We start from the raw sequence: 22,069 nt of genomic DNA on the forward strand, positions 1-22,069 counted from the left end.
GTTTACTTGTTCAACTATTCTGCCCGTTCGCTTAATGCCCTGGTTTACTTTGTGATACGGTTCGATACGCTGTCTGTAACGGCAAGGTTTAGAGCCATCCTTTGCTGATGGCAGCACGTTACGTCAGTTGCATAAAAATGGTCTCCATTGCTCCCCAAGGTGCTTCTTTCTCATCTATCTTCACGAAGCCATATTTTTCGTACAAATTAACATGGTCACTGACAAGGTATACTTTATCAAAACCCAGTCCCTTCGCGTATGCCGAGGCAGATAAAATCAACTTTTCGCTTAATCGATTGCCTCTGTACTGCTCTCCCACAAAAACAAACTCTATATAAGGTGTATAGGGAATACCAGGTATGCAGTCAGTTTTTGCTAAAGCACAATAACCAGCAATGTGATCACCATCAAGTGCTGTAAAAACTCTTTCCCAGTCTGAAAAATGGCATTCTTTCATTTGTTTCGCTAAAGTGGTTCCTGCTCTCCAAGAACATTCCTGCGCATACTCAGCAACGATTTGCCACAACTTATTGCTATAAATGATCGATTCTATTTGCACAGATACTTCCCTTCTTAAAGGTAGCCATCCGCTGGATACCCTTAATTGCTTTCCGTTATCAAAACAGTGTTCAACTCTCCTCCTATTCATAACATAACAATACAACACTTGGTATGAACTAACATGGTAAAAAAGGATTATACGAAAACATCACCACCGACAGCAGCGTGACGAATGTCTCGACGCACATAGTGCATCTCCATCTCATACAAGGTTTATTACTATATTAGTTATCACTATATATTTACCTTCCTTAATGACCTTGAAATCCCATTAAACTGCCCTTTAGCTTAACGACAAACTGCTCCCAGGTTCTCTAGACTAACTTTCCCCATTAGTGCAGTATGATTACACTTAGCCCTTTTTCTTTCTTACTCTCATGAAAAAGACTGAAATCACCACTAGTACTATTGCAATTACGATATACAAATCAATATCCTGCTCAAACATAAACCACATTTTGTATTCTATGTAGTCGAAATCCTTCACCGAATAGTTCGGTTGCTTGGTTAAGGTTATTCATTACAATTGTAGAACTGCACGGACTACTGCTTGATTCGCCATCCACTTCACTAATGTATATTAAGTATTTAATGCCTTCCTTGAAATCAAAACCCCAAGTGTAGTCAGTTCCCACAATAATTTAGAGTCAACTTCAGTATTCCAACTTCGTTCAACATCCACCAATGTATCCCGTTAGCCACACATGCAGCGCAAGCGCTGCACCACAGATGATGAAAATGGGAAAATCAGTCTATACTGCTACTATGGCTGGCGAAGAAGGTCGATAAGCTATGGTGCCTTAGAGCCCATCCGTTAGTCTGACTCCAACGACCACGGTGCATCACAGATTGTCGCTCCCTTTTGGGAAGCACTCATGGGAGCCATACATGTAGAATAAGCGAAGTAGAAAATATCAAGCCAGTCCAAATTCCTTAAGGATTATAAGCTTTTCCTTTGGAATACTTCTTTCTAAGTCGCCATTCTCAACGTCAATTGCTTCCCAATCTGAATATAAAACAAAATCAGTTGTGACTGGCAAAATCCTACTCCAATCTAATAAGTTTAATTGATACGCAACTTCAAAACGAACATCTTAACAAGCCTTCCAATAATCTTCCCGCTCATTGTCTTCTATTAGTTCCACAAATTTCTCCTGTTTCTCTTGAAAAGAAGGGAGTACTTTTTCAAGCCCTACTTGATATTCAACAGGCATCTCTCCAGAATTCCACAGATACAAAAGCTCTTGCGGGTGCTCTTCTTTTATCATCTTGTCTCGATATGATTTAATACCAAGAGTGATTAATCCAAGTACGGGTTCGTAATCGGTTCCAAGAAGAGAGATATAACATACTTCATCAGATTCATCCAATCTAATTTCCTTAACGGCAATCTGAATTTCACGCAACATATCTTGCTTCATCTCTTCAAGGAGTTTGACTTTGCCCATTTTCTCACCTCAACACTTAGTTTAGATATCCTTATTTTCTCTATATTAACTCAACTATCCTGCCCGTTTAATGCCCTCGACAGTCTACAACTTTATTTTCTTCAGACAGTATAAAGAGAGTCATACCAGCAGGTCTTCTGCTCAAGGGATGGCTTTTTTTGATGAGCATCTTTAAGATAGACATATGATAATTTAAGACTTCCTTGATGGGAACTGAAGGAGAGATAGCGTATGGATACGTTGGTGTTTTTGGGTACTGGGGATGCCATGGGTGTTCCACGGGTATATTGCAGCTGCGAGACCTGCAAAGAGGCAAGAGAACTGGGGAGTAACATTCGACTGCGCTCCTCTGTACTTATAGATAATGGCAGTGACTTTCTAGTGATTGATTGTGGGCCAGACTGGCGACGTCAGATGGAGGCGCAGGGAGTACGGAATATGCGCAGGCTATTGGTGACGCACGCTCATTTTGATCATATTGGTGGGCTGCCAGAATGGGCGGATGCTTGTCGATGGACGGGCATTAAGGGAGAACTTTACACTCCAGCAGAAGTCATCCCCATTATCGAACGGCAATACCCTTGGTTACGAAATCATATCGATATGATTCCCTGTGATGAAGGAATGGAATTAGACGGCTGGAAGATAGATACCTGGAAAGTAAATCATGGCAAGAATGGATACTCGTACTCTTTTCGGCTGGAGAAGGAGGACTACATATGGGTGTATTGTCCTGATTCCATATCTCTTGGAGCTGAGGAGACTCGACGGATGCATGGAGCCGACTTGCTGGTCCTTGGTACAAGCTTTTATTACGAAGCGGCGGAGCTATCCACACGCTCTGTGTACGATATGACTGAGGCTGCGGAGCTGCTGCAAATTGTTAAGCCTAAAAAAGCAGTATATACGCATATGTCACATGATGTGGATATGAGAAAATCATATATTTTGCCGGAGAATGTTACACTGGCACAGACAGGTATGAGAATTCCACTATACAAAAACCCATTCTCTTCACTTTAGAAGAGAATGGGCAAGAAGAAATAAAAGGATTAAACAGTTAATTTTTCTGGTTCATGTATGGGGTGACGTCCGCTTACCGCAAGCATGAATAAGGAAATAATGATGAGTATAAAACAGAGTATAAATGAATACCGGTAACCTACAATACTGGCTAATCCCCCACCAACAAGACTACCAATCAGTCTACCAATCGTGGATGAATTAGAGTAGAGTGTGGATGCATACCCAGGCATGCTTGGAAGCAGATCCTGGATGTAGCTAATGCCAATTGCTGAAATAACGGCAACGAAAACGGCGAGCAGAATTTGGGCTGCAAGCATTTGCCACATCTCACCTGAGAGAATGACAACGAGATAATAAGCGCCACCTAAAATAGCCCCACACATCATCAAGATTCGGTTACTGTACTTTGCACTGAGTAGACCGAGCATAATCATAAATGGAATTTCCAGCGCAGCACAAATACTGCTGACTAGACCGACATCGCTTGTCGTTCCCCCTAGATTGTTTGTAATAAAAAGAGCAGTATTGATGCTGCTCGTCCAGTGAGCTACATACATGAGTATCAGAATCAGAAAAGGCAGCAGAATATTACGGTTCTGACTGAGCCGGAAAGTTTTTACTTTTACTTCAGTATTACTGGTTTTCAGTTCTGTATTTGATTTGAGAAATAGGAAAACCAGTAAGGCAACAAGCAGGAACACTCCGATCGTACCCGAGAAAATCCCCTTAAACCCAACAGCAGCGATTAGCAGGGTACCGATTAAAGGACCAGTAATAAAGCCGAGAGAGAAAGCAGAACGCAAGGTAGAATTAGCAAATGCAGTATCCGTAAAATCGCTCTTATTCACTGCTTCTCTAGCAATGGCGAACAATTGAGGCATCCCTGGTGCACCGAGGGCGGTGAACACAATCATGTAGATGAACAAGATCGTAAAGTCCTGAATGAGCAAGTAACCGCTATAAGCCAGAGCATTACAGAGCGTGGCAACAAGGTAAATGTTTTTTCGATTCAAGCCGAGGTCAGAGCGTCTTCCGATTAGCGTACTGATCCATATCCCAGCAATTAATGTGGTGGCTAGAAAAATACCAAACATCCCGACAGATACGCCAAGCTGTTCCGTGAAATAAATGGATAAGAAGGGTGCGCTGAGTGAAATCCCCATTCCCTGCAGTAACATACATAAAAAGAGTAAGGCATAAGAGGGAATTGAAAATAGTGCAGTAAGTCTTTTAATCATGTTGTGAAGTTACTCCTCTATATTTGTTAAGATAGTCAAACTGGTTATAGTATACATGAAAAAGACAACAACAATATATATGCGATTTATCTAGAAACCTCAACGATTTGGCTTAAACTGTGACTTTTCTATGTTATAAGGGGGACATCATTCGGGCAAATCTCAGCCTTTTGATGTCCCTTTTGTGATATCTATTGCATTCGGTATTCAGAAGCATGTTTATACTTTATAATCAGAAAGGATTACCGTATTATATTTACAAATATAGAATAATTATCAACGATAGGAAGGGGAGTACCGAGTGGCTAATCCTATGGATCCGATCCTGATTGAATTTCCTGAGAGCTTTGAGACCGAGCGTCTGCACATTCGCGCCCCTTTGTGGGGGGATGGAGTAAGTATGAATATGGCTATAGGTGAGAGTTTAGAGGAATTGAAACCTTGGATGCCTTTTGCTCAAACGTTTCCGACTTTGGATGAATCCGAGAAATTCACACGTGAGGCCAGACTGGATTTTTTAAAACGTAATCAGCTGCATATGCGAATTTTTAATAAGGCTACGGGGAGTTTTATCGGTTGCAGTGGCCTACATCGTATTAACTGGGAACTACGAAATTTTGAAATTGGGTATTGGATCCGAAGCTCCTGCGCGGGCAATGGTTATATGACCGAAGCGGTGAATGGAATCACCGATTTTGCTATAAGGGAATTAGAAGCCAATCGCATCGAGATTCGGTGTAGTGCACGAAATATCAAAAGTGCTGCAGTTGCTGAACGCGCAGGGTATACACTAGAGGGCATCTTACGCAGAGAGCGCCTTGGACTAGATGGGGAAATGCATGACAGCAAGCTATTTGCTAAGGTTAAAGGCGTGGAATTTTAGGGGAGAGGGCTGATTTTTTGAAGCAGAAAGGTGTTTTCTCAAGATTAAGTACATACATGTTAAGGCATAAGCTCTTATATACGGTTTTATTATTTACGACTTTATTTGGGATTGTTCTAGATTTAACGATTGCTTGGCTACTCTCAGTAATTACGGATGCGGCGGTTAGACTCGATGTGAAAGCATTTAAAGGGCTGGTTATATTCGGATTAATTTACTTATTAGTGAGTGCAATCAACGGTTACATCGATCGATATCTCAAAAATAAAATCTCAGCCAAAATCAGAAATGAGCTACGGCTAGATATGATGCGACATGCTTTAGCTCTTCCTCAGTCTTATTTTGACCGTAATCACTCCGGGGATTTGTTGTCCCGCTTTACTAATGATAATCAATCTGTGGGTAATGCTACCGGCGAGGTAATGATTGATCTGATCCGTAACCCTTTGCTTGCCCTCGCGGCTTTTGGTTATTTGCTCTATATTAACTGGCTACTGGCATTGATCTGTTTTGCAATGGGGCCTTTGATGTTCCTTACGGGAAAAATCTTTGGTTCAGCGATGCGTGAGAACAGTGTGAGGATTCAGAATAATATGAGCAAGATTACTTCCTTTTTGCATGACATTCTAGGCAGTAGTATGGTGTTTAAATCTTTTAGTATCGAACGCAGACTAATGAAGCAGTATACGGAACATAGTGAGAATATTACTTCCGAAGAATTAAAAAGGGGAAGAATTGAGGGAGCTACTGGCTCATTCTCCTCTTTTTTGGGAAACTTCACGTTTCTTCTGGCGCTGGTCGTTGCTGGTTATTTTGTGGCCAAAGGATCCCTTGAGGTCGGTGCGATGATTGCTTTCATCCAGCTCATGAATTATCTAGTGATGCCGTTCTCGGCCTTGCCAGGACTGATCAATTCGATGCAGCAATCACTTGGGGCGGCGGGACGGATCTTTGAAGTGCTGGACAGTCCTGTGGAAGTGGAGGCTCTACCCGAAGTAGATATGAAGCAGCCTGAATTTGAGCGTATGGTCATGTCCTCGGTGTCCTTCTCTTATCCGGGAGCAGAGAAACACAGCTTGAACAAGATCAGCTTAGAGCTTCACAAAGGGGCTCAAATGGCGATTGTGGGACCGAGTGGTGGAGGGAAATCCACACTTTTTAAGGTATTGCTTGGGTTATATGAACCTGATGAGGGTGAAGTATTTATAAATAATGAGAAGATAAGCGAAATGAGTCTAGCTAAGCTTAGAAGTCACTTTGCTTATGTACCGCAAGAGTCCGGGCTGTATACGGGAAGTATCCGTGATAATATTCGGAATGGAAATCCAGATGCAGATGAGCATGAAATTCTGGAAGCTTTGCGACAAGCGAACGCATATGATTTTGTAATGGAGCTGCCGGAGGGCCTCGATACAGATATCGGTGAGGAGGGTTCACGCCTGTCCGGTGGACAACGCCAGCGACTATCAATTGCAAGAGCAATTCTTAGGAACTCTCCAATTTTGCTACTGGATGAAGCTACTGCTGCGCTCGATAATGAATCGGAGAAGCTGGTGCAGCAAGCGATTCGTAAATTAATGGGAGACAAAACCACACTCGTTATCGCTCACCGTCTATCAACGATTCAGAACGCTGATGTCATTCTAGTGATGGAGAACAGTGAAATTGTAGAGAGTGGTACCCACGAGGAGCTGCTTGCGGCGGAAGGAAGATATCATGATTTGTACTATTCTCAGCTGGAAGAGGAAGAAGCTGTGGGGAGTGAGCAAGAGCTAATGGAGCTTGCTTCTACAGGAGTCCCGAGCATACTGAAATAACAAAAGGGTGCTGCAACGTCATAAAATATGGCGTAGCAGCACCCTTTTGCTTAAGGAAGTATATCTATATAAGCTGAATAAAAGAAAAATCACAAAAAGCAAGAAGGATCGGAGGGGAATTTTGGAACTGTAGGAGCGTTAGCGACCGCCTTTGTCCCCGGATTTCCACCGCGAAGAGCGGTAACAATCAAGAAATCTGGGGACAACAGCGGCCGGAAGTCCAAATATTCTCCGTAGTGACTCCTGAGCTTATTGTTATAATCTTAAGTTCAGCCGATATAGTTAGTTCACTTTATTGAGAATGAATTTATCAATCGCGTATTTCACGCCATCTTCATTGTTGCTTAGGGTCACGAAATCAGCAATTTCTTTCAGCGCAGGAATAGCGTTAGCCATAGCAACGCCAAGACCAGCAGCCTCGAGCATCTCATGGTCGTTCCAAGAGTCACCCATAGCCATAGTCTCGGAGAGATCACAACCAAAATGATTGGCTAGGAATTCAAGCGCAATTCCCTTGGTTCCTTCATGATGCATGATTTCTAGGAATTGTGGTTTAGATTTGGTAATATGCACGGAATCGCCGAGCAGTTCACGCAGAATTGGAGCCAGCTCATCCAAGAATGCAGGATCATCGATAATCAGCATTTTTGGTGTTTTTTGAGGAACAAGCTTCTCCCAGTCTGGTTCAATATAGTATGGCGTTTTGTTCAGGTCCGTATAGTCTTTGATTTTTTGATTGTCCTCACGGGCATACAGCTTGTCGTCAATGTAAGTTTGCAAATGCAGATCATGCTCCACGCAGTAAGTGAATAGCTTGTGTACCGCATCTTGTGGCACGTAACGCTCATAAAGCACTTTTTCATCGAGCAGATTCTTAACGAGTGCGCCTTGGTAAGTGATGATAGGTACGTTCAGTCCGGTTTGACGGGCAATGGCTTGAGCGGAAGCATAAGCTCGGCCTGTAGCGAGGGTTACAACAACGCCAGCGGCAACAGCCTCTTCAAGCGCAGTTTGGGTAGCTGGTGTTACTTCCTTGTCATCGTTAATTAGAGTGTCATCAATATCAATCGCGATCAATTTGTACATTTGTCTCTCTCCTTATCTCTTTCTAAATAAATGTAATTTTGAAAAATAACTCTTCTTATGTTGATTCTGACCCGGTTCCGGACTCAGCTCTGCCATAAGCATAGCTCCCAGAATACAAACACAACCGAGCAGAGCGGACATACCAAGTGTTTCCCCACCAAAGGCTAAGCCTGTCAGAACAGCGAATACGGGTTCTGTGGCATAAATAATAGCTACCCGGGAAGGCGTAGTGTACTTCTGGCAGGCGGTTTGAATCCAGAAGGCAAAAGCACTGGTAGGACCAATAGAGATTAAGAGTGCCCAGAGCACATCCGGGTCCTTGATAAGCTCTGCGCTGTGTGCCAGCGGTGCAGCTCCTTCAAAGATAAGCGATGCGACAATGCTGAACAGTCCAACGAAGGCGAGCTGCAAGGTTGCCAGCGGCAATGCCGGATAATGAGGTGCATAAACGCCAGTATATGCGACTTGTAGCGCAAAAGCTATGGCGCAGAGCAGGATCAAAGCATCGCCTTTATTCAGGGACAAAGCAGAGCCTGTGAAGGTCAGCAGGTAAAGACCTACTGCGGCAAGCGCCGCACTGAACCAGGTGTAACGTGAAATGGCATGCCCCAGTAGCGCCAGAGATAGAAAGGGAACCAATACGACCGATAGACCGGTAATAAACCCGGTATTGGAGGTGGTTGTATATAGAAGTCCCATGGTCTGGAAACCATAGCCCATAAACAAAAAAAGGCCTAGCAGCAGAGAATCGCGTACCATGCGGAAACTTAACTGTTTCCACTCCTTGCGGTTAAAAATAACAGTGATTAGAGCCAGCAACAGGGCAGCACCCGTAAAGCGGATGCAATTAAACGCGAGCGGTGGTAGCACCTTGACAGCATTTTGAACAATCAGAAAGGTACATCCCCACATCATCGCCACGAGTAGCAGACTAAAATCGGCCATCCGGGAACGCTTCACTTCTTAGGTCATCCTCTCTTCGGCAGATGCCGTTCTTGTAAGAACGACAAGGTCAAGTTGTCCAAATTGTATCGTATATTCATGGGGAGGACAAGATAGAAATCGCTCAAAGGCTTATATTTAAAGGGATTTAGGGGATTAGGCTAGACAAAAAAACAGCGTCTTGGTATACTTCGATAACCGTACATTTGTTCTTGTTTTTCGCATCTTAGAAAGGAGCGGTTTCACCATGATGGGCAGATCCCATTTAATAATCAGCACTGGGGTTACCCTATCTGTAATGAGTTTGATGACACATGAGATTACGATTCCAGTTATTGCGGTCGCAGCATTAAGCTCCTTGCTGCCTGATATTGATGAACCGAATTCGCTGCTCGTGCGCAAGGCGATTCCAGAATTTCTATTAAGAGTGCTGCAAATTGCTTTGATAGGCGCGGCGATCTATCTCTATTTTGCCGGAATCGTGGAACGACCTTGGAATATTGTGCTGGCACTGCTTGTCGGGAGTGTATCTTTCCTACCTAGTCGAAAGCTGCGCCATTTGGTCATGATTTTGATCGCCATAGCACTCTTTGCCTTCGGGGAAGCTTATGATCCATGGAACTACATTGCAGCTTGCGTGCTCGTCGTTTCATCGATTGTCCCACACCGTGGCCTGACACATACCTTGTATGGTGTTGCGGGCTGGAGCGCCTTATTGTATTTTGCCTCTTCCGGTATGAATGATGGTGGCAGTCTATGGATAGCTGGAGGCATGTCGTATGCGCTTCATCTACTGGCAGACTCTCTTACCCAACGGGGAATTACACCCCTGCCGCCAATACCCTTTAAGTTGCGCCTAAAACTAATGAGTACAGGCACGAAAAAAGGTGGAGCCGTAGAGAACATTTGCATCATGCTGACTCTAGCGCTAGTTGTCTATGTATTTATACTTTCTCCTTGAACTAAAGTGAATATGAAAGAGGGGCTTGTCTATTCTTTACGCAAATCGCGCATAGGATAAGCAAGCCCCTTTATTGTTGTATAACTATTCCTCTAAGAAAACCAGTCCGATAAAGTCCTCCGGCTCAATACGTCCGAAATAATGCTTCAAGTCCAGATCTGCTAATGCTTCTCTAACCGCAGTCTCATCATAACGTTTGCCACGAATTGCATTTTCAACATCAACTACGTCACCAACCCCGAAGAAGTCACCATAGATTTTGATGTCCTTAATGAGGGAATCCTCAATATCCATGCGAATATCAATAATTCCAGCAGGGAATTTTCGCGTGTGTTTGACGTTGCTTTTTGGCGACAGACCGTAGTTCCAGTCCCAGTTCTGGTAGTGTTCTTTGGAGATTTCGTGGATTTTGACCCAGTCTGCTTCCTGAAGTTTGTACTGAGGGACCTCGGATGGTTCCATACCAAAGATCGAACGCAGCAGGCCGGAGCGGAACTCTTCAATGGTCATGTCTGTACCTAGTAGTTCTTTGATGTTAGCTACGCGACTACGTACGGATTTGGTGCTTTTGGATTTGAATTTCTCTGGATTTACTTTCAGTGAGGCTTGTACATCATCCAAATTGAGATCGAACATCAGTGTACCATGGCTGAACATGCGTCCGCGTGTGGAGAATTGAGCGTTTCCGGAAATCTTTTGTTCGCCGACTTGAAGATCATTCCGTCCGCTAAGCTCTGCGTTAACACCCATGCTTTGCAAATAGTCGATCACCGGCTGGGTGAATTTCAGAAAGTTATGGAAGGATTGGCCGTCGTCTTTGGTAATAAAGCTGAAGTTCAAGTTTCCGAGATCGTGATAGACAGCTCCACCGCCAGACAAACGCCGCACAACCTTAATATCATTCTCTTTAACATATTCCTGATTGATTTCTTCAATCGTATTCTGGTGTTTACCGATGATGATAGATGGACTGTTAATATAAAAAAGCAGGTAACTCTCGTCCATCGGCAAGTGTTTGAGCGCATATTCCTCAATCGCCAAATTGATGGATGCGTCAGTAATCCCTGTGTTATCAATAAAAAGCATAGTGAATTCCTCCGTTGCAGCAAAATTGATTACAGTTTTCATTTTAAACCAAAAGAGGTTTTTTAACAAAAGAGATAGCTTCGTAGATATTAATGATGGTTTGAGGCAAGCAGTGATTCGTGTGATTCCTCTGGAGAAGCATTGACGTATTTCCGGCAAAGACGCAATAATGGTGGCAATGACATACATATCATGCAGGAGAAAGTTGATAGAGGGAGTGTATATATGCTTGAAAAATACGGCCATGGCGGTGATTTGCTGACGGCTTCGGAACTCTATGAGGAAGCTGGAGGTACATTCCTCGATTACAGTGCCAACATCAATCCTCTTGGGCCTCCGCCAGCAGTCTTGGAGCTACTTAGAACAGCATTGTCTACGGTGGTTGCCTACCCTGACCCTGGACACCGACGCTTCAAAAGCCTGCTAGCGGAGAACCTTGGTATAGATAGTAGTTGGCTGACCGTAGGTAATGGAGCAGCAGAATCTATGGCATTGTTGCTGCTTGCGATCGCTCCGCAAAAGGTTGGCATCGTAGAACCTTGTTTCTCCGAGTATCGGCAGCTATCTGTGCAATTCGGCGCAGAAGTATTATCGGTTCAGGGGACAAGGGAGCAGCGCTTCCGAGCTGGAGTGGACGAGATTGCCGAGCTGCTGGAGAAGGTTGAGCTGCTGTTCCTCGGACAGCCGAACAATCCAAATGGAATCCAGTATGCTGTGGATGAGCTGCGCTGGTTAGCGCAGAAGTCCGAAAGCTGCGGAACTTATTTGGCTGTGGATGAAGCCTTTATTGATTTTATTCCAGAAGCGGAACGGAATACGCTGCTGCCGGAGCTGGATCAGTTTCCGCATACGATTCTGGTGCGGTCGATGACGAAGTTTTATGCGATTCCAGGACTGCGTCTCGGGTTTGCGATTTCGCATCCGGAGCTGGCGAAAGCAATGACCGCAAAGCAGGTCACTTGGAGCGTGAACGGCTTGGCGCTACTAGCAGGTGAAGCTTGCCTGGGAAGCGGGCACGAGTATGAACGTCGCACACGCGAGCTGATCGCCACGGAGCGGGAGCTGCTGCGGCAAGGCCTTATGCAGCTGGGCTGCGATGTGCCGCCGGGCGAAGCGAACTTTCTGCTCTGTGGCCTGCCTTTGCCGTGGAGTGCGGCTGAGATGCAGACCCGTCTTGGGCACGTCGGTATACTGGTGCGCAGCTGCGCGATGTACCCGGGTCTTGGGGTGGAGCATATCCGGGTTGCCGTCAAGGGACATGAGGATAATGCCCGGCTGCTGATGCGAATAGGGGAAATTCTTGCGGCTAAATGACCTGTACAGCGTAGAGGGCTGCGGGTTACGGGCCGGCTCGCATGCTAAGGGTAGCGGCTAAGTTTGGTGAGGCGGTTTTTATGGGACGCCTCCTAAGTGCAGAAATTCGATTCTATAGCACTTTGTACAATATAAACTTGGAAAATGATGCGAAGTAGGTCTTTGCGTGACATTCTATTGTACGAAATACAGCAGAATAGTTTTTGCATATGTAATTGGCCAAATCTGCTGCACAAGGTGCAGTAGATGGGTTGAGGGGATAGGCAGGACAAGCGGAGTTGGCTGTAAGTATTTAATGAAAGAGATGAGCTGAGGAAGGAGCAGGATCGGATATGGTGCAAGTGAAAATTCCATTTAATCTTGCAGAAGGAATTAGAGAGTACCATTCGGCCGTCTGGCCGGGGCTTGTGCTGAAGTGGAAGGGAAACCATCTGTTACTAGAGCTGCCTGCTGAAGCAGATGGTTTATCGAGTGCATTTTATGGTGGAGGAATGAATCGGCTGCAGCGAGCTGTCAATTTATATGTTGACCGCAATTATGAATGTAGTGATCCTGTCCAAGATATGGAGAATAAGCTGCGCGATTGGGGTTATCCATTATCCAGCTGTGCGGGTCTGATGACGGCTGTACCGCTAGAGCATGCAGCGGTAGCTGAAGAAGACACTGGCTCAGCTGGGATATTTGTTTGCGTTACTGCCGCCGCAGGAAATGCTGCGCGCGCGGGTGTGGAACGCAATGTGCTAGCTGTTTATCGACCGGGTACGATTAACATTATGCTCGGTATTGATGGCCGTCTGACACCCGCGGCCATGGTCAATGCTGTGCAGACAGCTGTCGAAGCCAAAGCTGCTGCCCTGGCAGATCTCGGGATTACCGATCCCGAGAATGGCCTGATCGCAACCGGAACAACTACGGATGCTATAGTACTCGCTGTGAGCCAAAGCGGGCGATACAGCGCAGAGCATGTCTACGCAGGAACAGCTACCGATCTGGGAGGCGCTATCGGCCGCCTTGTATACGGCGCTGTGACGGGAAGTTTGCTATCGGTGCAGGCAAGGAAGGACAACTAATGAGAACGGATATCTGGAAATGCTGGAGATTGTTCAGAGGTGATCGCCTGTGACAATTGCTTTAGTACTGCTTGCTGCTTATGTGATTGACCGGATCGTAGGTGACCCGCGTAGCCTGCCCCATCCCGTAATCGGTATGGGCAAAGCGATCACTGCTCTCGAGCGGGTGATCCGTCGGTTATGGTCCCGCCCGCAAAGCCTGCGGAGAGCCGGAGTGTTACTGCCGCTATGTGTTGCGGGTGGTGTTTGGGCACTGACAGCCATCCTGTTATGGCTGCTGTCGTTCATCTCACCTTGGCTCGTCTGGATAGCCGAGGCTTGGTTGATTTCGACTACAATTGCCTCTAAGGGGCTGAAGGATGCAGGTATGGCAGTTTACGTGGAACTCCGTAAAGGCGATATTCCTGCCGCACGCAAGGCGCTGGGGATGATTGTGGGGCGTGATACGACCTCACTAGATAGCACGGAAATTGTGCGTGGCACGGTGGAGACCGTTGCAGAGAACATCGTCGATGCGATTATTTCTCCGCTATTTTACGCGCTGATCGGCGGTGCGCCGCTTGCTATGGCTTATCGGGCGGTCAATACGCTTGATTCCATGGTCGGATATAAGAACGATAAATATCGTGATCTCGGCTGGGCATCCGCTCGGCTCGATGATGTCGCCAACTTCATTCCAGCGCGGATAACGGCACTGCTTTTGGCTCTATGTGCATGGCTGCTTCATCTGGATTGGCGTAGATGCCTGCAAATGGTGAAGCGGGATGCGCGACTTCATCCAAGCCCTAATAGCGGCTATCCTGAATCAGCCGTTGCAGGCGCACTTGGCATCCGGCTCGGGGGGGAGAACGTATATCTTGGCGTCGCATCTTTCCGAGCTTATATGGGCGACCCAGTACGAACGATGAAGCCGGACGATATCATTCAGACCTCGCGGATGATGATGCTGTGCTCTTCAATATTTGTAGGTCTTTGCGCAGTTGTTGCATGGATTTGGATTGGGGGCTGAGGCTAGATATGGCGATTTTCCCTGTAGAAATCGAATTAGTGCTTGTCCGCCATGGGCAGACAAAGTGGAATGTTGAGCATCGCTACTTAGGACATACGGATCTTCCACTGCTTCCTAGTGTAGAAGAGCAGCTTTCTAAGCTTCAGCAGCTTGGACGGATGTTTGAAAAATCGGAAAATGATAAGCAAGAGGTTGGTAAACAAGGTTGTGAAAACTACGAAACTCGTCGGGCTGAGGTATCGGATGGTTTCTGGCGTGTGTTTTGCAGCGATTTGCTTAGATGTCGGGAGACCTTGGCTTATATGGCACCTTCGCTAGAGAAGGTAACTGTCTACGATCAGCGCCTCCGCGAAATGAATTTCGGAGCTTGGGATGGATGCACGTATGAGCAGTTGAAGGATAACTCGTTGTATAGAAGCTGGATTGATGATCCTTCCAAGATTACACCACCAGAAGGAGAATCTTGGACGCAATTCGATGAACGCCTGCGTAGCTTCCTGTTAGATCTGGGACAAGCGGCTGAGACTGCAATTGGACATTGTGCGGTCATGAAGAATAAAGGTGAGGTTATAACAAACAGGGCATTGGTGGTGACACATGGCGGTGTAATCAGGAATTTACTTGCGCAGGTGGTTCCAGATGTCACATTCTACAATGCAGTTGCACCTTCTCCAGGAACAGCAATGGTACTTAAACTACGCTGGCAAAATAGGCAATGGTCGGCTACTACGTCTGATGTTCTAGGAATATAAAGTAGTAGGCTAAGAAAGTAGGATTGAGCATTTGACAAGTGGAAGGGAGATGCACAGTTTTGAGACCCTTGCTGGAGAAGGGGAAACTATGACCGACGCATAGATCATTCTTGCCTAACCGTTTCCCATTCATAGAATGAAAATAATCAAATTTGTTAGTCTGTCCTCTCATAGAACCACAGCCGGAGTAAAATCCCTTGGCTGTGGTTCTTTTTTTTAGCGCCTGATTATGCCATGATAGCTATGGGGGCGATTGAGAGATGTTTAAGGATTTTAAGCTCATAGCCGGACGGCCGGTGTATATACAAATTAAAGACTATATGAAGCACTTGATTATAAAAGGCGGTCTGCAAGGCAACCAAAAGCTGCCCTCCACAAGAGAGCTCAGCACACTACTTAAGGTTAGCCGCAACTCAGTGATCTCTGCTTATGCAGGTCTTGAGGATGATGGGTTTGCTTATGCCGTGCAGGGGCAAGGCAGTTATGTTGCGCCTACACCTCCCGGCAGTGAAACAATCTCTTCCTGGACGATGGACTGGAAGACGCGTATCAACGATCATGCGCGGCTGGCGGAGGATCTGGATATCATGAAGCGCGGCATACGAGCGGAGAAGGGAACGATCTCCTTCACGAGCATCGCACCCGATGAAAGTCTTTTTGATTTAGATAATGTGAAACGCTCCTTTATGGATCGTATGTCGGTGGAAGGCAACGTCTTACTAAATTATGGATATGCCAAAGGGTATAAGCCTTTAATAGACTATTTGAAGCAGTATATGGAGCACAAGGGCGTTGAAATGAAAGGCAAAGATATATTAATCACCAATGGCTTTACAGAGGGATTCGATATTGTATTGTCTGCACTTAGCAAAAAGAATGGTTCGGTAATTTGTGAGAATCCGACGCATCATACGGCGATCAAAAATCTGAAGCTGAACGGCTTTGAGATCACCGGAATTCCTATGGAGCGTGATGGGATTGATCTAGGTGAGCTGGAAAAAGCATTGCAGCAGCAAGCTTTTGACTGTGCATACTTGGTCCCTTCTTATCATAATCCGACCGGCATTGTAATGTCCCCCGAAAAAAGACAGGGGTTAATGAAGCTAATGAATCGGTACCAAATACCGGTGATCGAGGATGGTTTTAACGAGGAATTACGATATTCGGGCTCACATGTGGCTCCACTAATCGCAGCGGCGGGTAGCGGCAACAGTGTGATCTATCTCGGTAGTTTCTCAAAGGTATTATTTCCGGGACTACGCGTAGGTTGGGTGCTGGCGGATCAGGAGTTGATCTATTCCCTCGAAAGCGTCAAGCGCGCCCGTACTATTCATACCTCGACGCTGGATCAATCCATTTTGTATCAGTATTTATTGGGTGGCCATTTAGAGAAGTATTTGAAAAAAGCTAGAGCAGAATATAAACGCAAATATGAATTAACCCTGCAATGCTGTAAGGAGTTTATTCCCTATACGGCGCTGTCAGGGGATGGTGGATTGCATCTTTTTGTAACTTTCGCGGAGGGCTTTAATACAAGGACGCTGTTGGCGGCCTGTCATGAGCAAGGGGTTATTTTTACAGCAGGAGATATATTCTTCACAGACGGTAAGGGTCAAAATACGATACGGATCGGTTTCTCCAGAGTGACGGATGAGGATATCCGCAAGGGGATCGAGATTATTGGTAGAACAGCACGACAACTAATGGGATAAAGAGGTGCTTGAGATGAAGGTAGGCGTAATTATGGGCGGGGTGTCCTCAGAGTATGAGGTTTCCATGAATAGTGGTAGAGAAATTTTGAAGAATCTAGATCCAAATAAATATGAAGTTACTCCAATAGTGATCACGAAGCGTGAAGAGCTTATTGAGCAGGCAAAAGGTATTGATATCGCGCTGCTTGCGCTTCATGGAGCTTACGGCGAGGACGGCACGGTTCAGGGAACGCTGGAGACGATGGGAATTCCGTATACGGGTAGTGGGGTTTTGTCTAGCAGCATTTGCATGGATAAAGATCTCTCCAAAAAGCTTATGCGCTGCTCAGGCGTCAATACGGCAGATTGGCTGTGCTGGGATAGTATGAAGGATTATTCGGCAGAAGCGGTAGAACGGATCGGATATCCTGTTATGGTGAAGCCGTGTTCAGGCGGTTCAAGTATCGGAATGGAGAAGGTGAGCAGTAGCGAGGAATTGCTGAGCGCAGTACAGAAAGCTTTTGCCTGTGATCAGTCGATTTTGATCGAGAGCTACATTCAAGGCCAGGAAATCACATGCTCCATTCTAAATGGAGAGATGCTACCTATTCTGGGGATTACCTCGGCACATGCGGAGTGGTTCGATTACAGCGCTAAGTACGAAGATGGCGGGGCAGACGAACGGGTCATTGAACTGCCAGCTGAGGAATATGAGCGCGTGCGTGATGCAGCCTTAACTTGCTACAAAGCACTAAAATGCAGTGTGTATGCACGGGTGGATATGCTCATCAGGGATGGCATTCCATATGTGCTGGAGGTGAACACGCTACCGGGCATGACGAAGGCGAGTCTTTTACCAAAAAGCGCGCAAGCAGCAGGTTACACCTTCAGCGGACTGTTGGACGAGATCATTTCCCTTTCCTTAACGGAAAAGAATCCGAAGGAAGAGGTGTTCAGCCATGTTAAATGAGTGGATTACTCCGCGTGTACGTGAGATTGCTCCCTCGGGGATTCGGGCTTTTTTTGACCTAAGTACGGGGAATCAGGATATTATATCGCTTGGTGTAGGGGAGCCTGATTTTGTTACACCGGAGCATGTAAGAGCTGCCTGTATTCGTGCCTTGAATAATGGGGAAACGATGTATACACCAAATTCCGGTTTATTGGAGCTTAGAGAAGAGATCGCTTCTTATCTGCACACAAGCTTCAATCTCCACTATGAGCCAACTAACGAGATTATGGTTACGGTGGGAAGCAGTGAAGCCGTGGATTTGGCTTTGAGGGCCTTCATTACACCTGGGGATGAGATTATCGTCCCTTCTCCGAGTTATATCGCGTATTCGCCGATTACCCATTTGAACGGGGGGGTTCCGGTAGAGGTTGAATCTTCAGCCGAGCAGGGTTTTAAGCTTACTGCTGAAGCGTTGCGGAAGGTGATCACCCCTCGTTCCAAGATTCTTATGGTTAATTTTCCGACTAATCCTACAGGAGCAGTTATGTCTTACGAAGATTGGTTGCCAATTGCACAGATTGTAAAAGAGAATAACCTACTTGTCATTTCAGATGAAATTTATGCTGAGCTAACCTATGATAGTCAGCATGTCAGCATTGCCTCCCTTCCTGGGATGATGGAACGAACCATTGTCATTAGCGGCTTCTCCAAAGCATTCGCTATGACTGGCTGGAGAGTAGGTTATGCTTGCGGTAATCAGGAATTAATTGCTGCGATGCTGAAAATCCATCAGTACACTGCAATGTGTGCCCCGGTACTAGGTCAAATCGCTGCCATTGAATCACTGCGGAACGGTATGGAGCATAAGGAACACATGAAACAATGCTTCGATGAGCGAAGAAAGCTGCTGGTTAGTGGATTTCGATCTATCGGATTGCCTTGCCATGAACCGGATGGAGCGTTCTATGCTTTTCCTTCGATCGCTCATACCGGACTGAAATCAGAAGATTTCGCTTTGCAGCTGCTTCGGGAGGTCGGAGTCGCCGCGGTTCCGGGTCATGTGTTTGGAGCAGGTGGAGAAGGGTATATTCGCTGCTCTTATGCAGCATCCTTACAAAAATTAACGGAAGCGCTGGAGAGAATCGAAGACTTTATGAAAGTGAAGTTGTAATTCTAGTGGTCCCCATCTATCATAGATGGGGGCTTTTCTGTGTAGATAAGATAGAATAGGTTATACGGATTAATTTAATTGGAGGTTAAAATATGATTTCAACTATTCAAGAAGTAATTAAACGAATCACACCGGCTGATGAACAGTCTTTCCTAAAGGCGGAACACCGCTTGAACATTCTAACCAAACCACCGGGCAGTTTGGGACAATTGGAGACTCTGGCCGTTAAGCTCGCTGGAATTTCGGGTATGGAGCAGCCTAGTTTCACCAAACGAACGGTAGTTGTGATGGCTGCCGATCACGGTGTATGCTGTGAGGCAGTTAGCGCATTTCCACAGGAAGTCACAATACAGATGGCCTATAATTTTCTCAGCGGAGGAGCGGCTGTGAATGTACTGGCACGCCAAGCTGGGGCTGAGGTAAAGTTCGTAGATATCGGTATTAACGGCGATCTTAGTCATGAAGATCTGATTGATCGTAAAGTGCGCCGGGGAACGGATAATATGGCTGTGGGACCTGCGATGAGTCATGAGGAAGCGATGAGTGCTGTGCTTGTAGGTATAAGAGTCGCACAAGAAGCGATTGAGAACGGGACGGAGATTTTTATTACAGGTGAAATGGGCATAGGAAATACAACGGCTAGTGCTGCCATTCTGTGTGCTCTAAAAGGAATAGCACCTGAAGCAGCCGTCGGAAGAGGAACGGGCATTGATGATGAACGTTTACTACATAAAATTGCAGTTGTGGAACGCGCTTTAAAGGTGAATCAACCGAATCCGGCAGATCCGCTGGATGTATTATCCAAAGTAGGTGGACTGGAAATCGCCGGTTTGACCGGTCTGATTCTTGGAGCAGCCGCTGCCAGGATACCTGTCATTTTGGATGGTTTTATTTCGGGTGCGGCAGCTCTTGTGGCGAAGACACTTGCGCCAGAATCCATGGCCTATATGATAGGCTCCCATTTATCAGGAGAACAGGGACATAAGCTGATGCTGGAGCAGCTTGGGCTTGAACCGTTGTTTAACCTTGGTCTTCGTTTGGGAGAGGGAACTGGGGGCGTATTGTCTCTTCATTTAATTGAGGCGATATGCCGCATTTTGAGCGAAATGGCCACCTTTGAAAGTGCTGGCCTTTCTGGAGCTGGGAAACAATGAGTATTCTTGTAACGGGAGGCGCACGTAGCGGGAAGAGTGGTTTTGCAGAAAAACTGATGCAATCACTGACAGATCAGGCCTTCTATGTAGCAACCGGACAGGCTTTTGACGATGAAATGAAGGAACGGATTGCTCTGCATCAGCATCAGCGTTTGGAAAGCGGATATGCTTGGGAGACGCTTGAAGAGCCCTATGATTTGCCAGATTTACTGAAGCGTTTATCTGGTGAAAAGGCGGTCCTCGTAGATTGCTTAACATTGTGGTTATCTAATGTACTGCTAGCAATGGAAGGATTTACGGATAGGCAAGAGTTGATTGAGAGCGAGATTACAAGACTTGAAGACAGTGTGCGTTCATTTCAAGGGAACCTCATTCTGGTCACTAATGAGGTTGGAGACGGTATTGTTCCGGAGTATGCGCTTGGCCGATTGTACCGTGATCTGGCAGGACGTATGAACGCGCTGCTTGCTCGGCAATGTGAGCAGGTTTTTCTAGTGACTGCTGGCATTCCAATTGAACTCAAGAGCAGGGAGTATCGTCTATGAGGGAGCGCAGGAATGCTGCCGCGGCTGCCTTTCAGTTTTTGTCTCGGTTTCCTGTAAAGAGTGATCCCGGATTTTCTCCTGAGCTCCTGCGCCGAAGTGTGCAGTTCTATCCCGTGGTGGGCGCAGCTATCGGACTGTGTGTAGCTGCTGGAGCAGCCTTGACTGGTCTTATTCTTCCGGCATGGCCAGCAGCTGTTATTACCCTCATTCTGTGGGTAGGCCTTACTGGCGGCCTGCATCTCGATGGCTGGATGGACAGCGCGGATGGTCTGCTAAGCTACCGACCGAGGGAGCGAATACTAGAGATTATGAAGGACAGCCGTGTGGGTGCGATGGGTGTACTCGCCTGCGTGCTGCTCTTGCTGTTAAAGGCCTCTTTAGTGGCAGCGCTAATCGAAGGCTACGCCTACTACGAGCTGCCACTGCTCTTGCTACCAGCGATCTGGAGCCGCTGGTACATGGTGCGGGCAATGGTGCGTTATCCCATTGCTCGAGGGAACGAGGGGCTGGCCGCGAGCTTCGCCGGCCTCGCTCCCTCGCATGAGCGGCGCGCGCTGGCGATAGCCGCACTGCTCTCGCTAGCCGCAGCCGCTGCGCCTCTGGCGCTCGGCGCGGGCTTAGCCGCGTGGCCGCTGCATCTGGCGGCAGCGTTATTGCTGCCGGCTGCGGCCTTGGCCAGCGGCACCGTGGCTGCGCGGCGGATTAGCAGCCGGCTCGGCGGGCTCACCGGCGATGTGTACGGCGCGCTGAACGAGCTGCTAGAGGCTGTGCTGCTACTCGTGTTAGTACTGCTCCAGCACAATTTCATGTGAGTGGCTCCTGTGGGTGACGTTTTAGTAGCTAGCTTACTTCAATCTGGCTCGATCATCTACTGAAGCTTGCGGACCTAGATGACGTTATACCATTTGCTGCGAATAACATTTGTTTTTTTCGAGATAGATAGAGAAGAGGGATGACATGGTTGCTGCCATTCTGCTATTTATAATTGCCGGCCTTGCTGAGATCGGAGGCGGATATTTAGTATGGTTATGGCTAAGAGAATCACGACCTCTCTGGTACGGTTTGGTAGGTTCTTTGATTCTGATTTGCTATGGCATTATCCCTACGTTGCAGAAGTTTCCGTCCTTCGGAAGAGTGTATGCAGCCTACGGCGGAGTGTTTATCGTGCTCGCTGTGTTATGGGGCTGGCTTGTAGACAAGAAGACACCCGACGTATATGACTGGGTCGGTGCTGTTATTTGTGTGATCGGAGTTTCGGTCATTCTTTGGGCGCCGAGACACTAAGATTATCGAGGTTTACTTTGCTCTGAAGACTGAGTTCCAAAGGTCTTCGTGATTTATCTATTGATGTAGTCTGAGTTAC

General features: G+C 46.5%; 21 protein-coding genes. 15 read left to right on the plus strand and 6 right to left on the minus strand.

All coding sequences use genetic code 11. The features are described 5' to 3' along the window. Positions 1-118: 118 nt before the first annotated feature. A complete protein-coding gene (locus MHH52_RS06125) occupies positions 119-559 on the minus strand; it encodes a GNAT family N-acetyltransferase (protein WP_340007311.1) in 441 nt (146 codons plus the stop codon). Between the two features lie 1,096 nt (positions 560-1,655). After that, positions 1,656-2,009, minus strand: a complete 354-nt coding sequence (locus MHH52_RS06130) for a hypothetical protein (protein WP_340007312.1) — start codon at positions 2,007-2,009, stop codon at positions 1,656-1,658. A 231-nt stretch (positions 2,010-2,240) separates the two neighbouring features. Between MHH52_RS06130 and MHH52_RS06135 the strand changes: the two genes are divergently transcribed. Continuing rightward, complete coding sequence (locus MHH52_RS06135; RefSeq protein WP_340007314.1) at positions 2,241-3,032, plus strand: MBL fold metallo-hydrolase; 792 nt, start codon at positions 2,241-2,243, stop codon at positions 3,030-3,032. Between the two features lie 29 nt (positions 3,033-3,061). Here MHH52_RS06135 and MHH52_RS06140 read toward each other — a convergent pair whose 3' ends face one another. Further along, positions 3,062-4,273 (minus strand): sugar efflux transporter, encoded by a 1,212-nt coding sequence (locus tag MHH52_RS06140; RefSeq protein WP_340007315.1) that lies wholly within the window; start codon positions 4,271-4,273, stop codon positions 3,062-3,064. A gap of 313 nt (positions 4,274-4,586) precedes the next feature. Between MHH52_RS06140 and MHH52_RS06145 the strand changes: the two genes are divergently transcribed. Both MHH52_RS06145 and MHH52_RS06150 read left to right on the plus strand, forming a co-directional pair. After that, positions 4,587-5,156, plus strand: coding sequence for a GNAT family protein (locus tag MHH52_RS06145; RefSeq protein ID WP_340009513.1), 570 nt, complete (start codon positions 4,587-4,589; stop codon positions 5,154-5,156). Positions 5,157-5,212: 56 nt separating this feature from the next. Further along, the gene (locus tag MHH52_RS06150) at positions 5,213-6,973 is read left to right on the plus strand and encodes an ABC transporter ATP-binding protein (RefSeq protein WP_340007316.1); all 1,761 of its coding nucleotides are present in this window, start codon (positions 5,213-5,215) and stop codon (positions 6,971-6,973) included. Between the two features lie 282 nt (positions 6,974-7,255). On the opposite strand, the gene MHH52_RS06155 is transcribed toward MHH52_RS06150, so the two are convergent. Next, positions 7,256-8,059 (minus strand): Cof-type HAD-IIB family hydrolase, encoded by an 804-nt coding sequence (locus MHH52_RS06155; protein ID WP_313637576.1) that lies wholly within the window; start codon positions 8,057-8,059, stop codon positions 7,256-7,258. 12 nt (positions 8,060-8,071) lie between these two features. Then, complete coding sequence (locus MHH52_RS06160; protein ID WP_340007317.1) at positions 8,072-9,019, minus strand: DMT family transporter; 948 nt, start codon at positions 9,017-9,019, stop codon at positions 8,072-8,074. 229 nt (positions 9,020-9,248) lie between these two features. On the opposite strand from MHH52_RS06160, the gene MHH52_RS06165 reads away from it, so the two are divergent. After that, positions 9,249-9,962 (plus strand): metal-dependent hydrolase, encoded by a 714-nt coding sequence (locus MHH52_RS06165; RefSeq protein WP_313637580.1) that lies wholly within the window; start codon positions 9,249-9,251, stop codon positions 9,960-9,962. 84 nt (positions 9,963-10,046) lie between these two features. Here the strand turns inward: MHH52_RS06165 and MHH52_RS06170 are convergent, their stop codons facing one another. Then, on the minus strand, positions 10,047-11,048 hold the full coding sequence (locus MHH52_RS06170) for a lipoate--protein ligase (RefSeq protein WP_340009515.1): 1,002 nt from the start codon (positions 11,046-11,048) through the stop codon (positions 10,047-10,049). A 225-nt stretch (positions 11,049-11,273) separates the two neighbouring features. On the opposite strand from MHH52_RS06170, the gene MHH52_RS06175 reads away from it, so the two are divergent. From MHH52_RS06175 to MHH52_RS06225, 11 genes are all read left to right on the plus strand, one after another. Next, positions 11,274-12,362, plus strand: a complete 1,089-nt coding sequence (locus tag MHH52_RS06175; protein WP_340007319.1) for a threonine-phosphate decarboxylase — start codon at positions 11,274-11,276, stop codon at positions 12,360-12,362. Positions 12,363-12,694: 332 nt separating this feature from the next. Continuing rightward, a complete protein-coding gene (locus MHH52_RS06180) occupies positions 12,695-13,432 on the plus strand; it encodes an adenosylcobinamide amidohydrolase (RefSeq protein ID WP_340007321.1) in 738 nt (245 codons plus the stop codon). Positions 13,433-13,481: 49 nt separating this feature from the next. Beyond that, positions 13,482-14,441 (plus strand): adenosylcobinamide-phosphate synthase CbiB, encoded by a 960-nt coding sequence (gene cbiB / locus MHH52_RS06185; protein WP_340007323.1) that lies wholly within the window; start codon positions 13,482-13,484, stop codon positions 14,439-14,441. Then, a complete protein-coding gene (locus MHH52_RS06190; RefSeq protein ID WP_340007325.1) occupies positions 14,420-15,193 on the plus strand; it encodes a histidine phosphatase family protein in 774 nt (257 codons plus the stop codon). The genes cbiB and MHH52_RS06190 overlap by 22 nt, the downstream gene beginning before the upstream one ends. Before the next feature lie 260 nt (positions 15,194-15,453). Continuing rightward, positions 15,454-16,905 (plus strand): PLP-dependent aminotransferase family protein, encoded by a 1,452-nt coding sequence (locus MHH52_RS06195; RefSeq protein WP_340007327.1) that lies wholly within the window; start codon positions 15,454-15,456, stop codon positions 16,903-16,905. A 13-nt stretch (positions 16,906-16,918) separates the two neighbouring features. After that, complete coding sequence (locus tag MHH52_RS06200; protein WP_340007329.1) at positions 16,919-17,854, plus strand: D-alanine--D-alanine ligase; 936 nt, start codon at positions 16,919-16,921, stop codon at positions 17,852-17,854. Then, entirely contained in the window at positions 17,844-19,007 is a 1,164-nt protein-coding gene (locus MHH52_RS06205) for an aminotransferase class I/II-fold pyridoxal phosphate-dependent enzyme (protein ID WP_340007330.1), read from the plus strand. Before MHH52_RS06200 ends, MHH52_RS06205 begins: the two co-directional genes overlap by 11 nt. A 92-nt stretch (positions 19,008-19,099) precedes the next feature. Further along, the gene (cobT, locus tag MHH52_RS06210; protein ID WP_340007331.1) at positions 19,100-20,161 is read left to right on the plus strand and encodes a nicotinate-nucleotide--dimethylbenzimidazole phosphoribosyltransferase; all 1,062 of its coding nucleotides are present in this window, start codon (positions 19,100-19,102) and stop codon (positions 20,159-20,161) included. Then, positions 20,158-20,706: a bifunctional adenosylcobinamide kinase/adenosylcobinamide-phosphate guanylyltransferase gene (gene cobU, locus MHH52_RS06215; protein WP_313637604.1), complete on the plus strand. Its 549-nt coding sequence runs from the start codon at positions 20,158-20,160 to the stop codon at positions 20,704-20,706. The genes cobT and cobU overlap by 4 nt, the downstream gene beginning before the upstream one ends. After that, entirely contained in the window at positions 20,703-21,518 is an 816-nt protein-coding gene (gene cobS / locus MHH52_RS06220; protein ID WP_340007333.1) for an adenosylcobinamide-GDP ribazoletransferase, read from the plus strand. Before cobU ends, cobS begins: the two co-directional genes overlap by 4 nt. Positions 21,519-21,663: 145 nt before the next feature. Then, positions 21,664-21,990 carry a YnfA family protein gene (locus MHH52_RS06225; RefSeq protein WP_313637610.1) on the plus strand — a complete coding sequence of 109 codons (327 nt, stop codon included), beginning with the start codon at positions 21,664-21,666 and terminating at the stop codon, positions 21,988-21,990. Positions 21,991-22,069: the final 79 nt, after the last annotated feature.

The sequence above is a fragment of the Paenibacillus sp. FSL K6-0276 genome, from assembly GCF_037977235.1.
Classification (GTDB): domain Bacteria; phylum Bacillota; class Bacilli; order Paenibacillales; family Paenibacillaceae; genus Paenibacillus_AQ.

Excerpts from the sequence above, each read along its gene's own strand:
- MHH52_RS06205 (WP_340007330.1), top strand. The coding sequence starts at position 17,844 with ATGTTAAATGAGTGGATTACTCCGCGTGTACGTGAGATTGCTCCCTCG.
- cobU (WP_313637604.1), top strand. The coding sequence starts at position 20,158 with ATGAGTATTCTTGTAACGGGAGGCGCACGTAGCGGGAAGAGTGGTTTT.
- MHH52_RS06225 (WP_313637610.1), top strand. The coding sequence starts at position 21,664 with ATGGTTGCTGCCATTCTGCTATTTATAATTGCCGGCCTTGCTGAGATC.
- MHH52_RS06170 (WP_340009515.1), bottom strand. The coding sequence starts at position 11,048 with ATGCTTTTTATTGATAACACAGGGATTACTGACGCATCCATCAATTTG.
- MHH52_RS06165 (WP_313637580.1), top strand. The coding sequence starts at position 9,249 with ATGATGGGCAGATCCCATTTAATAATCAGCACTGGGGTTACCCTATCT.
- cobT (WP_340007331.1), top strand. The coding sequence starts at position 19,100 with ATGATTTCAACTATTCAAGAAGTAATTAAACGAATCACACCGGCTGAT.
- MHH52_RS06155 (WP_313637576.1), bottom strand. The coding sequence starts at position 8,059 with ATGTACAAATTGATCGCGATTGATATTGATGACACTCTAATTAACGAT.
- cobS (WP_340007333.1), top strand. The coding sequence starts at position 20,703 with ATGAGGGAGCGCAGGAATGCTGCCGCGGCTGCCTTTCAGTTTTTGTCT.
- MHH52_RS06145 (WP_340009513.1), top strand. The coding sequence starts at position 4,587 with ATGGATCCGATCCTGATTGAATTTCCTGAGAGCTTTGAGACCGAGCGT.
- MHH52_RS06180 (WP_340007321.1), top strand. The coding sequence starts at position 12,695 with ATGGTGCAAGTGAAAATTCCATTTAATCTTGCAGAAGGAATTAGAGAG.
- MHH52_RS06135 (WP_340007314.1), top strand. The coding sequence starts at position 2,241 with ATGGATACGTTGGTGTTTTTGGGTACTGGGGATGCCATGGGTGTTCCA.
- MHH52_RS06195 (WP_340007327.1), top strand. The coding sequence starts at position 15,454 with ATGTTTAAGGATTTTAAGCTCATAGCCGGACGGCCGGTGTATATACAA.
- MHH52_RS06190 (WP_340007325.1), top strand. The coding sequence starts at position 14,420 with ATGGATTTGGATTGGGGGCTGAGGCTAGATATGGCGATTTTCCCTGTA.
- MHH52_RS06200 (WP_340007329.1), top strand. The coding sequence starts at position 16,919 with ATGAAGGTAGGCGTAATTATGGGCGGGGTGTCCTCAGAGTATGAGGTT.
- MHH52_RS06140 (WP_340007315.1), bottom strand. The coding sequence starts at position 4,273 with ATGATTAAAAGACTTACTGCACTATTTTCAATTCCCTCTTATGCCTTA.
- MHH52_RS06175 (WP_340007319.1), top strand. The coding sequence starts at position 11,274 with ATGCTTGAAAAATACGGCCATGGCGGTGATTTGCTGACGGCTTCGGAA.
- MHH52_RS06130 (WP_340007312.1), bottom strand. The coding sequence starts at position 2,009 with ATGGGCAAAGTCAAACTCCTTGAAGAGATGAAGCAAGATATGTTGCGT.
- MHH52_RS06150 (WP_340007316.1), top strand. The coding sequence starts at position 5,213 with ATGTTAAGGCATAAGCTCTTATATACGGTTTTATTATTTACGACTTTA.